At 75.4% G+C, this 14,057-nt stretch carries 3 protein-coding genes; 2 read left to right on the top strand and 1 reads right to left on the bottom strand.

Features of this window, described 5'->3' with window-relative positions; translation table 11 throughout:
- Positions 1–2: 2 nt before the first annotated feature.
- The gene (locus tag AB0J55_RS02930; RefSeq protein WP_364241880.1) at positions 3–1,232 is read right to left on the bottom strand and encodes a pyridoxal-dependent decarboxylase, exosortase A system-associated; all 1,230 of its coding nucleotides are present in this window, start codon (positions 1,230–1,232) and stop codon (positions 3–5) included.
- A 476-nt stretch (positions 1,233–1,708) separates the two neighbouring features.
- Here AB0J55_RS02930 and AB0J55_RS02925 point away from each other — a divergent pair, with 476 nt between their 5' ends.
- Positions 1,709–9,610, top strand: coding sequence for a type I polyketide synthase (locus AB0J55_RS02925; protein ID WP_364241878.1), 7,902 nt, complete (start codon positions 1,709–1,711; stop codon positions 9,608–9,610).
- A gap of 27 nt (positions 9,611–9,637) precedes the next feature.
- Positions 9,638–14,053: an SDR family NAD(P)-dependent oxidoreductase gene (locus tag AB0J55_RS02920; protein WP_364241875.1), complete on the top strand. Its 4,416-nt coding sequence runs from the start codon at positions 9,638–9,640 to the stop codon at positions 14,051–14,053.
- Positions 14,054–14,057: the final 4 nt, after the last annotated feature.

Below are 14,057 nucleotides of genomic sequence, written 5' to 3'. Positions count from 1 at the left end.
GGTCAGACGAGGACTTCGGGCGGCGCCGGGTGCCCGAGGAAGGCGGTGGGGCTGGCGGTCAGGCCGTAGGCGCCGGCCTGGAAGATCGCGATCAGGTCGCCGATCGCCGCCCCGGGCAGGGAAACCCGGTCGCCGAGCAGGTCGAGCGGGGTGCACAGGCAGCCGACCACGGTGACCGTCTCTTCGGGACCACCGGGCGCGGACGCCAGGACCAGGGGGTAGTTGCGCCGGATGGCCTGGCCGAAGTTGCCGGACGCGGCCAGCTGGTGGTGCAGGCCGCCGTCGACGACGAGGAACGTCGTGCCGCGGGAGACCTTCCGGTCGACCACGCGGGTGAGGTACACCCCGGCCTCGCCGACCAGGTAGCGGCCGAGCTCGATCACCACGCGCGCTTCGGGCAGCGCGGGCCGCAGGGAGACGTCCAGGAGTTTCGCCAGGTTCTCGCCGACCTCGTCGAGGTCCAGTGCCGTGTCGCGGGCGGTGTAGGGAATCCCGAAGCCGCCGCCCAGGTTCACCGACCGCACCGGGCCGGGCGCCGCCTCGGCGAGCTGCAGGACCAGCTCGACCGTCGCGCGCTGGGCCTCGCACAGGCTTTCGGCGCGCAGGTTCTGGGAGCCGGCGAAGACGTGGAAGCCCTGGAAGTCGAGTCCCGCGGCGCCGACTTCGGCGAGCACGGCCGGCACGCGCTCGGCGTCGATGCCGAACTGCTGCGGGCCGCCGCCCAGGCGCATGCCGGACCCGCGCACGGCGAAGTCCGGGTTCACCCGCAGTGCCACGCGCGGGGTGAGGCCGAGGCGGTCCCCCGCCTCCCGCACGCGGGCCAGCTCGGTGGTGGACTCCAGCTCCACGGTGACGCCGGCGGCGACCGCGCGGGCCAGCTCGGCCGGGGTCTTGCCGGGCCCGGCGAAGCTGATCCGTTCCGGTGGGACGGTCGTGTCGAGCGCCTGCCGCAGTTCCCCGGCGGAGGCGACGTCGAGGCCGTCGACGAGGCCGCTGAGGTGGTGCAGCAGCGCGGGCATGGGGTTGGCCTTGACCGCGTAGCTCAGTTCGACGTCGCCGGGCAGGGCGGCCCGCACCCGCTCGACGCGGGTGGTGACGAGCGAGCGGTCGTAGGCGAAGAAGGGGGTGGTGCCGACCCGCGCCGCGAGCCGGTCCACGGGCACGCCGCCCACGGTGAGCACACCGCCGGCGCGGCGATGCGGCGCCGCCGCGGCTTCCGTCGTGTTCGCCATCGCTTTCCTTTTCTTCGAGCACGGGGAAATAGCAACCGGAAAAGGCACCGCCGTCGGTTCCGTGGCGGTACGGGGACCACTGAAGCAACTACCCACCCACCCGGGCATGGGTAGTCCTCACCCAGATTCGGTACGTACGTGGGGATGGGGGCACCCAGGTGTACCTGCTGTGCCCGCGCGGTCACCGGAGTGACATCACCCGCGCCGGCCTTCTACCGTGTTTTCGCAGGTCAGAGCAATTGACCACACCGTTCGGCGCAGTACCCCACCCCCGTTGCTCCAGCCGGGTGGCCCGCTGGCGGTGGCAGCTTCCTGCCGTCGCCTGCCTGCCACCGCGCGCCCTGGAAACACCCCTTGACGAACGGGGTGCGCAGCCCGCACGATCGGAATCCACCGGCACCACCGGGAATTCCCGCAACCGCCGGCACGAAGCGCATTTCCCGATTTCTGCGACCCCTTCCGACGATGGGTGAACTATGTCTTCCCTGCCTGCTCCCGGTGAGCCGATCGCGGTGGTCGGCATGTCCTGCCGGCTGCCCGGTGCCCCTTCCCCGGCGCGGTTGCGCCGGCTGCTGGCCGAGGGCCGCGAGGCCGTCGGCGCGGTCCCGCCGGGGCGGTGGGCGGACGGCGACGGGACCGGGCGCGGCGGCTTTGTGTCCGATGTGGACGGTTTCGACGCCTCCTTCTTCGGGTTCTCCCCGCGCGAGGCGGCAGCGATGGACCCGCAGCAGCGGCTGGTGCTGGAGCTGGCGTGGGAGGCGTGCGAGGACGCCCGGATCGCGCCCGGCACGCTGCGCGGCAGCGGCACCGCCGTCGTGGTCGGCGCGATCGCCGGCGACTACGCCCTCCTGCACGACCGCCTCGGGGCCGGCCCGCACACCCTCACCGGCACCCACCGGAGCCTGATCGCGAACCGCGTCTCCTACGTGCTCGGGCTGCGCGGCCCGAGCCTGACCGTCGACTCCGGACAGTCGTCGTCGCTGGTGGCGGTGCACCTGGCGGCCGAGCAGCTGCGCCGCGGCACCGCGGCCGTCGCGCTCGCCGGCGGGGTGAACCTCAACCTGCTCGCATCCGCGACCGAGACCGTCGACCGCTTCGGCGCGCTGTCCCCGCAGGGCCGCTGCCACACCTTCGACAGCCGGGCCGACGGGTACGTCCGCGGCGAAGGCGGCGGCTTGGTCGTCCTCAAGCCGCTGAGCGCCGCGCTCGCGGACGGCGACCGCGTCCACGCGGTCCTGCTCGGCGGCGCGGTGAACAACGACGGCGGCGGCGCGGGCCTGACCGTGCCGCGGGCCGGGGCGCAGACCGAGGTGATCCGGCTGGCGTGCGCCGACGCCGGCGTCGCGCCGTCCGACGTCCAGTACGTCGAGCTGCACGGCACCGGCACGCCGGTCGGCGACCCGATCGAGGCGGAAGCACTGGGGGCCGCGTTCGCCGGGGACCGCCCGGCGCCGCTGCAGGTCGGTTCGGTGAAGACCGTGGTCGGCCACCTCGAAGGGGCCGCCGGGATCGCCGGGCTACTGAAGGTGCTGGTGTGCCTGCAGGAGCGCCGGCTCACGCCGAGCCTGAACTTCGCCACGCCGAACCCGGCCATCCCGTTCGGGACGCTGAACCTGGAAGTCGTGCGGGAGGGCCGGGACTGGCCGCGGCCGCAGGACCGGCTCGTCGCCGGGGTGAGCTCGTTCGGCGTCGGCGGTACCAACTGCCACCTCGTCGTGGCCGAAGCTCCACCGGCCACCCCGCCGGAAGATGCCGTCGCCGAAGACGTCCCGCTGGTGCTCTCGGCACGTTCGGCCGCCGCTCTCACCGCCCAGGCCCGCGCTTTGGCCGGCCACCTCGCCGAGCACCCCGAGCTGCCCCACGGCGATGTCGCCCGGTCGCTGCTGCGCACCCGGGACCGTTTCGAGCACCGCGCGGTCGTGTTCGACGACCTCGCGTCGCTGGCCGCCGGCACGCCTTCGGAGCACGTCGTGACGGGGCGGACCGTCGACGGTGCCGACGTCCTCGTGTTCCCGGGGCAGGGTTCGCAGTGGCCGGAGATGGCCCGTGCGCTGCTGCGCGACTCCCCCGTGTTCGCCCGCCGGCTGGCCGAGTGCTCGGCCGCGCTGGCGGAGTTCGTGGCCTACGACCTCCTGGCCGACCTGCGCGACGGCACCGCCGACCTGGACCGCGTCGACGTCGTCCAGCCCGCGCTGTGGGCGGTCATGGTGTCGCTGGCCGAGGTCTGGCGCGACGCGGGACTGACGCCGTCGGTCGTCGTCGGGCACTCCCAGGGTGAGATCGCCGCCGCCACCGCGATCGGCGCGCTGTCCCTGGCCGACGGGGCCCGGGTGGTCGCCTTGCGCAGCCGGGCGATCGCCGGGATGCCGCGCGGCGGCGGGATGATGTCGGCCGGTGCGCCCGAGGACACGGTCGTGCCGCTGCTGCCGGCCGGGGTGTCGGTGGCCGCCGTGAACGGCACCCGGTCGGTGGTGCTGTCCGGGCCGTCGGACGCGCTGGCGGCGTTGCACACCCGGCTCACCGGGGACGGCTACCGCGCGAAGATCCTGCCGGTCGACTACGCGTCGCACTCGGCGGCGGTCGACCCGCTGCGGGAGGAGATCCTGCGGCTGCTGGCCCCGGTCCGTCCGGTGTCCACTTCGGTCGCTTTCGTCTCGGCGCTCACCGGAAAGCCGTTCGACACCGCGGGTCTCGACGCCGCGTACTGGTTCGAGAGCCTGCGGCGCCCGGTCCGGTTCGCCGAGGCGACCGCGTGCGCCCTGGCCGCCGGCGGCGCGCGGTTCGTCGAGTGCAGCCCGCACCCGGTGCTGCTGGGCAGCATCGAAGAGACCGCAGAAGCCGCCGGCCGGGCCGTGGCCGTGGTCGGCACCCTGCGGCGGGACGACGGCGGCCGCGACCGCCTGCGCCGCAGCGTCGCCGAGGCGTTCGCCGCCGGGGCGGGCGTGCGGTGGGAGGTGCCGGGCGAGCGGCTGGTGGACCTGCCGACGTACGCGTTCCAGCGGACCCGGCACTGGCTCGGCGAAGAGGTGGCGGCCGCGCCGGTCGCCGTCGATCCGGCGCAGGTCGCGGACCTGGTGCTGGCCACCGCGGCGGCCGTCCTCGGCCACGCCGGCACCGGCGGCATCGACCCCGCGAGCACGTTCAAGGACCTCGGCTTCGACTCGGTGAGCGTGGTCGAGCTGCGCACCCGGCTGCAGGCGGCCACCGGGCTCAAGCTGCCGACCACGCTGCTGTTCGACTTCCCGACACCTTCTCATCTCATCGCGCACCTGCGCGGACGGCCGGGCGATGCCGCTCCTCCGGCGGAAGCCGCGCCGCAGCAGGGCGATCCGATCGCGATCGTCGCCATGGGCTGCCGCTTCCCCGGCGGCGTCACCTCCCCCGCCGAGCTGTGGGACCTGGTCGCCGCGGGCGGCGAGGCGGTCACCGAGCTGCCCGCGAACCGCGGCTGGGACCTCGACACGCTCCTCGGCGAGGCCGGCCCCGGCTCGTGCGCCACCCGGTTCGGCGGGTTCCTGCACGACGCCGACCGGTTCGACCCCGCGTTCTTCGGCCTCAGCCCGCGTGAGGCGCTGGCCATGGACCCGCAGCAGCGGGTGCTCCTGGAGATCAGCCACGAGGCGATCGAGCGCGCCGGGCTCGAGCCGGACGCGCTCGCCGGGACCGACACCGGCGTGTTCGTCGGCGCGATGGCGATGGACTACGGCCCGCGCCTGCACGAGCCGACCGGGCTCGTCGACGGCCACCGCCTCACCGGCACCTCCCCCAGTGTCGCGTCCGGCCGGATCGCCTACACCTACGGGCTGCGCGGGCCCGCGCTCACCGTCGACACCGCGTGCTCGTCGTCGCTGGTGGCCATCCAGCTGGCCGTCGACGCCCTACACCGGGGCGACTGCTCGCTGGCCCTCGCCGGCGGTGTCACGGTGATGGCCGAGCCCGGCAACCTCGTGGACTTCACCCGCCAGAACGGCCTGTCCGCCGACGGCCGCGCGAAGGCGTTCTCCGCCGACGCCGACGGCACGGCGTTCGCCGAGGGCGCCGGGATGCTCGTGCTGGAGCGGCTGTCCGACGCCCGCCGCCACGGCCACCCGGTGCTGGCACTGCTGCGCGGCGGCGCGACCGGTTCGGACGGGGCCAGCAACGGCCTCACCGCACCGAACGGCCAGGCACAGCAGCAGGTCATCCGCCGGGCACTGGGTGCTTGTGGACTGTCCACTTCGGACGTCGACGTGGTCGAGGCGCACGGCACGGGCACGGCGCTGGGCGACCCGATCGAGGCGCACGCGCTGCTGGCCACCTACGGGCAGGACCGCGAAACGCCGCTGTGGCTGGGGTCGCTGAAGTCCAACATCGGCCACACCCAGGCCGCGGCCGGGGTCGCGGGCGTGATCAAGATGGTCGAGGCGTTGCGGCACGACACGATCCCGCGCACGCTGCACGCCGACGTGCCGAGCCCGCACGTGGACTGGGCGAGCGGCCGGGTCGAGGTGCTGTCGGAGCCGCAGCCGTGGCCGGAGTGGGGCCGGCCGCGGCGGGCTGCAGTGTCGAGCTTCGGGATCAGCGGGACAAACGCGCACGTGGTGCTGGAAGCCGCGCCCGCCCAGCCATCCCGCACCAGCACCGCAATCCCCGCCACCGCGGCCGCCGAGCCGCTGGTCTGGCCCCTGCACGCGCACACCGACACCGCCCTCCGCACCCACGCCGCCCGCCTGCGCACCTACGCCGAAACCGCGTCCGACATCGACCTCGCCGCCACCGGTCCGCTCCTCGCCCGCCGCCGTCCCGGCAGCTGCCGCGCGGTCGTCGTCGCCGAAGACCGCGCCGAACTCGTGGCCGCCCTCGCCGCTCTCGCCGAGGGTGCCCCGCACCCCGCGCTCGTCACCGGCACCGCCGCGGGCGATGCCCAGCCCGTGTTCGTCTTCCCCGGCCAGGGCGCCCAATGGCCGGGCATGGCCGCCGAACTCCTCACCGCGGACGCGGGCTTCGCGCGGCTGCTCACCGACGCCGCCGAAGCGCTGCAGCCGCACACGGGCTGGTCGGTGCTCGACGTGCTCACCGGCGCCGAGGGCGCGCCGGGACTGGAGGGGACCGACGTCGTGCAGCCGGTGCTGTTCGCCGTCATGGTCGCCCTCGCCGGACTGTGGCAGGCTGCCGGGGTCGCTCCGGCCGCGGTGGTCGGCCACTCCCAGGGCGAGCTGGCCGCGGCCGTCGTCGCCGGGGCCCTGCCGCTCGCCGACGCCGCCCGGATCATCGCCGTCCGCAGCCGGCTCCTCACCGCCGAGCTCGACGGCACCGGCGGCATCCTCGCCGTCGGCCTGCCCGTGGCGCAGGTGCGGGACCGCCTGGGCCCGTGGGCCGGGCGCCTGTGGCCGGCCGTGGACAACGGCCCGGTCGGCACCGTCGTGGGCGGCGACCTGGCCGCGATCGAAGAGTTCGCCGCCGCCTGCGCGGACGTCCAGATCCGGCGCACGCCGGTGGCGTACGCCGCGCACACCCCGCACGTCGAGGCCGTCCGCGAGGCACTGCTCCAAGAGATCGGCGAACTCGCCCCCGCCGACACCGCCACCACGATCTGCTCCTCCTGCACCGGCGGCTTCCTGCCGGGCTCGGAGCTCACCCCGGGCTACTGGTACCGCAACCTGGCCGAGCCGGTGCGGTTCGACGCCGCCGTCCGCGCCTTCGCCGGCTACCGTCGGCCGCTGTTCGTCGAGATCAGCCCGCACCCCATCCTCGCCGGCGCGGTGCAGGAGATCCTCGCCGACGCGGCCATCGACGGCACCGCCGTGGGCACGCTGCGCCGCGGGGAAGGCGGCCGCCGCCGGTTCCTGCTGGCCCTCGCCGCGGCGCACGTCCGAGGCGCCGGCGTCGACTGGCCGCGGCTGCTCGGCCCGGTCACCCGCCACCCGGACGTGCCGGTCTCGGCGTTCGACCGGCAGCGCTACTGGCTCACCGGCCACTCCGGCGGCCTGCTCGGCACCCCCACCCCGGTCGCCGACGGCGACGGCCTCATCGCCACCGGACGGCTCTCCCGCACCTCACTGCCGTGGCTGGCCGGGCACGCGGTCCGCGGCACGGTCCTGTTCCCCGGCACCGGGTTCGCCGAGCTGGCCCTCGAAGCGGCGGACGGCGGGAGCGTCGAGGACCTGACGCTCGAAGCACCGCTGGCGCTGCCCGCGTCGGGCGCCGTCGAAGTCCAGGTCGGCCTCGGCCGGGCGGACGAGACCGGCCGGCGCCCGCTGACCGTCCACACGCGACTCGGCGACGGGCCGTGGACCCGGCACGCGACCGGCACGGTCGGCCCTGCGCTCCCGGCCGCCCCGCCCCTGCCGGTCTGGCCACCCCTCGGCGCGGAGCCGGTCGACCTCGACGGCGCCTACCCGCGGCTGGCCGCCCGCGGCTACGAGTACGGCCCCGCCTTCCAGGGGCTCACCGCGCTGTGGCGCGACGGCGACGACCGGTACGCCGAGGTGGCCCTGCCCGCCGAAGGCGAGTTCACGGCCCACCCCGCGGTGCTCGACGCGGTCCTGCACGCCCTCGTGCTCGACGGCACCGAGCTGCTGCTCCCGTTCTCCTTCGGCGGCCTGCGGATCACCTCGCCGCTGCCGGGTTCGGTGCGGGCCCGGCTGTCCGGCTCGGCGGCCACCGGTGTCGAGGTCACCCTCTACGACACCGCCGGCACGCCGCTCGGCGGCATCGAGTCGCTCCTGCTGCGGCCCGCCGCCGGGACGAAGGCGGCCGCGGAGCTCCACCGCGTGGAATGGACGCCGGCCTCGGTGGGAGAAGGCACCGACCGGGAGTGGACCGTGATCGGCACGGAGCTGCCCGCGGTCGTCCCGCCCGTCGTGCTCACCACCGCGCACGAACTGCCCGCCGTGCTCGACCTGGTGCAGCGCTGGCTGCTCGACGAGCGGTGCGACGGCTCGAAGCTGGTCTTCCTGCAGGACCCGGGTTCACCCGAAGGCGCGCCGGTGTGGGGGCTGGTGCGCTCGGCGATCGCCGAGCACCCCGGCCGCTTCGCCCTCGCGGGTGCCCGCCCCGGCGCCGTCCTTGCGGCGGCGCTCGACGCCGGCGAGCCGCAGTTCGCCGTGCGCGACGGCGCGGTGCTCGTGCCCCGGCTGGCGCGGTACGCCCCCGAGCCGTCCACTGTGGACTTCGGCGGCGGCACGGTGCTGGTGACCGGGGGCACGGGCGGGCTCGGCGCCCTGGTCGCCGAGCGGCTGGTGACCACGCACGGCGTCGGTGACCTGCTGCTGGTCTCCCGCCGCGGCGGGGACGTCCCGGCCCGGCTGGCCGGGCTGGCCGCCCGCGTCCGGGTGGTGGCCGCCGACGTCGCCGACCGCGCCGCGCTTTCGGCCGCCCTGGCCGGCGAGACGCTCACCGGGGTGGTGCACGCCGCCGGGATCCTCGACGACTCGACCCTCGCCGGGCTCACGAAGGCGCAGCTGGAAACCGTGCTGCGGCCCAAGCGTGACGCCGCCTGGCTGCTGCACGAGCTCACCGAAGACCAGCCCCTCGCCGCGTTCGTGCTGTTCTCGTCGATCGCCGGGGTGCTCGGCAACCGCGGGCAGGCGAACTACGCCGCCGCCAACGCGTCCCTCGACGCGCTGGCGGAGTACCGGGCGGCCCGCGGGCTGCCGGGCGTGTCGATCGCGTGGGGCCTGTGGGACACGGCCACCGGCATGACGGCCGCGATGACCGCCACGGACCGCGCTCGGCTGACCGGCGTCCGCCCGATCAGCGAGGCGCAGGGGCTCGCCGCGTTCGACGCCGCGCTCGGGCTGTCCGGCACGGTCGTGGCGTCCTCCTGGGACACCGCGGCCCTGCGGGCGGCCGACGAAATCCCCGCCGTGCTGCGGAGTCTCGTCCCGGCGCGCCGCGCTGTCCCGGCCGCCGCACCGGTTCCGGCGGGCCTGGCCGGGCAGCTCACCGGGCTGGACCGGGAAACGGCCGCCGCGACGGTGACCGGCTTCGTCCGGACGGAGGTCGCCACCGCGCTGGGGCACCGGTCGCCGGCGTCGGTCGAGGTGGCGAAGCCGTTCAGCGAGCTGGGGATCGACTCGCTGACGTCGGTGGAGCTGCGCAACCGCATCGGGGCCGGCACCGGGCTGCGGCTGCCCGCGTCGCTGCTGTTCAACCACCCGACCGTCGAGCTGCTGGCCGCGCACCTGCTCGGCGAGCTCCTCCCGCCCCCGCCCGACCCGGCGCAACGGCTGCGCGAGGCCCTGGCCGAGGTCCTGCCGAGCGCGGATGACGAGGACCGCGGGCGACTGGCGGACGTCCTGCGGGAGGCCCTCGATGGACTGGACGGCCTCGGCGCGGAGCCCGCGCTCGACCTCGCCTCGGACGACGAGCTCTTCGCCTTCATCGACAAGCTCTGACCTTTTGCGAACGATAGGGGTTCGGTTATGACCGGCGAAGACAAGCTTCGCGACTACCTGAAGCGGGCGACGGTCGAGCTCGCGGGCGCGCGCCGCCGGCTGGCCGAGTACGAGGCCCGCGAGAGCGAGCCCATCGCCGTGATCGGCATGTCCTGCCGGTTCCCCGGCGCCCCGGACGTCGACGCGTACTGGAAGCTGCTCCGCGAGGGCCGCGCCGCCGAAGTCGGCGACGTGCCCGCCGGCCGGTTCGACCACGTTCCCGGCGTCCGGCGGCAAGGCGCGTTCCTGTCCGAAGTGGACGGCTGGGATGCCCCCTTCTTCGGTTACGCGCCGCAGGAAGCGCTGCGGATGGACCCCCAGCAGCGGCTGCTGATGGAGCTGGCGTGGGAGGCGATGGACGACGCGGGCACCCCCGCGCCGCGCCTGCGGGGCAGCCGCACCGGCGTGCTCCTCGGGTTCTCCGACGCCTTCCAGTACGGCCAGGTGGAGGCCGAGCGCGAAGGCACCGGCGTGTACGCCGACCCGTACATGGGCCAGGGCAGCCTCGCCAGCGTCGTCGCGGGGCGCCTGGCGTACCACTTCGACCTGCGCGGGCCGGCGTTCTCCCTGGACACGGCGTGTTCGTCGACGCTGGTCGCGGTGCACCTCGCCGCCCGCGCGCTGCGGGCGGGCGAATGCGACTACGCCCTGGCCGGCGGCGGTTTCCTGGCGCTGCACCCGTTCCTCTACGTGTACAGCAGCCGCAACGCGCTGCTGTCGCCGACCGACCGCTGCCACACGTTCGACACCGGCGCCGACGGCTACATGATGGGCGAGGGCGGCGGGATGGTGGTGCTGGCGCGGCTGTCCGACGCGCTGCGCGACGGCCACCGGATCCGCGCGGTGATCCGCGGGTCGGCGGTGAACCAGGACGGCCGCAGCAACGGCCTGACCGCGCCCAACCGCAGCGCCCAGGTCGACGTGATCCGCCGGGCCCTCACCGACGCCTCGGCCGAACCGGCCGACGTCGACTTCCTGGAGGCCCACGGTTCGGGCACACCGCTGGGCGACGAGATCGAGCTGGGCGCGCTGGGCGACGTGTTCGGCGGCCGTCCCGCGGACCGGCCGCTGACGGTCGGGGCGGTGAAGACCAACATCGGCCACACCCACACCGCGGCCGGGATCGCCGGGCTGATCAAGACGGTGCTGGTGCTCGAGAACGGCGAGGTGCCGCCGAACCTGCACATGACCGACCCGGCGGAGCAGGTGCTGGCGAACTCGGCGGTCCGGCCGGCCACCGGACTGGCCTCGCTGCCGGACGGCCGCCCGGCGGTCGCGGGGGTCAGCTCGTTCGGCTGGTCGGGCACGAACGCCCACCTGATCCTGCAGTCCGCACCGCCTTCCGACCTGCCGCAGCCGGGCGTGAGTGACCCTGCTTTCCCCTCACGACCCTGCGAAGGACCGCCGGTCGCCGAGCTGGTCCCGGTCTCGGCCGCGTCGCCGGCCGCGCTGAGCGCGCAGCTCGCCCGCCTGGGCCAGGCCGCCGCCGATGCCCCTTCGGTCACGCGTGATGCCCCGGCCATCACGCGAGATGCCCCGAACCTCACCGACTTCGCCCACACCCTCCGCGAAGGCCGGGCCCACCTGGACCACCGCCGGGCCGTCGTCGCCACCAGCCTCGGCGATGCCGCCCGGCAGCTCGCCGCCGCGGCGCAGACCCCCGGCGTGCACCGGAAGCCCGGCAGCCCCAAGGTCGCCTTCCTCCTCCCCGGCGTCGGGGACCAGTACCGCGGCCTGGCCACCCAGCTCCACCGGGACGAACCCGTGTTCGCCGCGGCCGTCGACGAGTGCTGCACCATCGCCGCCGACCGCTGCGGGGTCGATCTGCGGAGCGCCTTCTTCGCGGAATCACGAGCCGCCGAAGCCTCGTTCTTCGGCGCCGCCCCGGAAGACGAACTCCTCGACCGCGCCGAGGTCGCCCACCCGCTCCTCTTCACCGTCGAATACGCGCTCGCCCGGCTCCTCGCCGACCGGGGCGTCAAGCCGGACCTGCTCGTCGGCTACAGCCTCGGCGAGTACGTCGCCGCCTGTCTCGCCGGGGTCTTCACCCTGGCCGATGCCCTGTACGTCGTCACCGGGCGGGCCCGGCTGATCGGGCGCGCGCCCGCCGGGCGGATGCTCGCCGTCGCCGCCTCCGCCGGCCAGGTCTCCGAAGCCCTGGGTGAAACGAACGTGGACGTGGCCGCCCTGAACGGCCCGCAGATGACCGTCCTCAGTGGAGCGCCGCAGGACATCGAAACCGCGGCCGGGCGGCTCAAGGACGCCGGGCTCGCGGCACGGGTGCTGCGATCGGCCCACCCCTTCCACTCCGGCCTGCTGGAACCCGCCCGCGAGGAGCTGGCGCAGCTGGTCGCCTCCGTGCCCCGGCAGGCCCCGCGGATCCCCGTCGTCTCGAACGCGACCGGCACCGTCCTCACCGACGCCGAAGCCGTCGACCCGCAGTACTGGGCCGCGCACCTGTGCCGCCCGGTGCGGTTCGCCGACGGCGTCCGGCACTGCGCCGGCCAGGACGTCGACGCCTACGTCGAGCTCGGCCCCGGCCAGACGCTCGGCGGCCTCGTCCGCCAGAACCTCGCCGCCGCCCGCCCGGCCGTGCTCGGCACCCTCCCCGCACCCTGGCCCGTCGAGGACCGCCCCGCCGAAGGCATCGCGCTCCTGGAGACGCTCGCCCGGCTGTGGGAACTCGGCGTCGACGTCACGACCCGGCACCACGGCGGCCGCACCGTGAGCCTGCCCGGCTATCCCTTCCAGCGCACGAAGTTCTGGCCCGCGGCGACCCGCACCCAGGCCGAACCGGCGGCGGAGCAAGGCCGGCTCTACGCCCCGGTGTGGCGGCTCGACCCCACCCGCCCCACGGCCACCCCGCACGGCTCGCTGATCACCACGAACGCCGAACTCGCCGCGCTGGCCGCGAAGGCGGGCATGACCGTCGGCACCGATCCGGCGAAGCTGCCCCAGCCGGTGCACGTCGTCCACGACGGCGGGTTCGACGAGCTCCTCCGGACCGTCCAGGCCCTCGACGGCCACGACGTCCGCCTGCTCACCGTCACCACCGGCGCGGCCGAGATCACCGGCGGCGACCTCACCGACCCCGGCGCCGCGGCGACGCACGGCCTCGGCCGCGGCGTCCGCGCCGAGTACCCCGGCCTGCGGTGGCGCGGCGTCGACGCCGACGCCGATACCCCGGCCGAGCACCTCCTGGACGAGCTGGCCCGCCCGTGGAGCGACGACGCGGCGGCCGGACCGGTGCTCGCCGGCTGGCGCGGCGGACGCCGCCGCCTCCAGGAGTACACCGAGATCACGCTCGACGACGTCACCCCGGACTGGGGCGGCACGCACGTGGTCACCGGCGGCACCCGCGGGCTCGGCATGATCGTGGCCAAGCACCTCGTCCGCCACGGCGCCCGCAAGCTCGCCCTGATCAGCCGCAGCGGCGAGGCGGACCCGGCCGACCTCGCGGAACTGGAACCCGCCGAGGTCCTCCTGCTCCGAGCCGACGCGGGTGCACCGGAGCAGCTGGCCGGAGCACTGGCCGAGGCCGAAGCCCGGTTCGGCGGGCTCGACTCGATCGTGCACGCCGCGGGCCTGCCGGGCGGCGGCCTCGCGCAACGCCGCACGGCGCAGGACATGCGCCACACCCTGGCCCCGAAGGTGAACGCGGTCGGCCCGCTCCTCGCCGCCCGGCCGCGGCGGCTGGTCCTGTTCTCCTCGATCGTCACGGTCGTCGGCGGCATCGGCGAAGCCGACTACTGCGCGGCCAACAGCGTCCTCGACGCCCACGGCGCCGCACTGTCCACAGCGGACACGCAGGTGGTCACCGTCGCCTGGGGACACTGGCAGCACGACTCCTGGGCCGACGCGGCCACCGGCGAGGCCCGCCTCGCCTACCGTCGCCGCTACGGCTTCACCGCCGAAGCCGGCTGCGCCGTCCTCGACCGGCTGGCCGGCCACGGCGTCCGCGGCACGGTCGTGGCCCTGCGCCAGGACCTGCCGGCGGCCCGCCGCGAGCTGGCCGCGCTCAACGACCTCGGCGGACTCCTCGAAGCCGCGCCGGCGCCGAAGTCGCGCTACCCGCGGCCGCCGTTGCGGACCGAGTACGCCGCCCCGCGCGGCGAGCTCGAAACCGACATCGCGGGTGTCTGGGGCGAGTTCCTCGGCATCGACGCCGTCGGCGTGCACGACCCGTTCTTCGACCTCGGCGGCAACTCGCTGGTCGGCATGGCCATGGTGGCGGCGCTGGAGAAGCGCCTCGGCCGCAAGATCGCGCCGGCTGTGCTTTTCGGCCACCCCACCGTGGCCGCCTTCGCCGCCGCCCTGACCGACACCGACGCCCCCGCTCCGCGGGCGGCCACCACCGGATCCGCGCGGGGCCAGCGCCGCCGCCTGGCCGGCACCCGGAAATGAGGGA

Origin of the sequence: Amycolatopsis sp. NPDC049688 (genome assembly GCF_040674975.1) — a bacterium.
Classification (GTDB): domain Bacteria; phylum Actinomycetota; class Actinomycetes; order Mycobacteriales; family Pseudonocardiaceae; genus Amycolatopsis.
The sequence above is the reverse complement of the archived record's forward strand: the minus strand, read 5'-3'. Positions and strand labels throughout refer to the sequence as shown.

What these genes read in the sequence shown, in the direction of transcription:
- AB0J55_RS02930 (WP_364241880.1), bottom strand. Translation starts at nt 1,232, where the DNA reads ATGGCGAACACGACGGAAGCCGCGGCGGCGCCGCATCGCCGCGCCGGC.
- AB0J55_RS02925 (WP_364241878.1), top strand. Translation starts at nt 1,709, where the DNA reads ATGTCTTCCCTGCCTGCTCCCGGTGAGCCGATCGCGGTGGTCGGCATG.
- AB0J55_RS02920 (WP_364241875.1), top strand. Translation starts at nt 9,638, where the DNA reads ATGACCGGCGAAGACAAGCTTCGCGACTACCTGAAGCGGGCGACGGTC.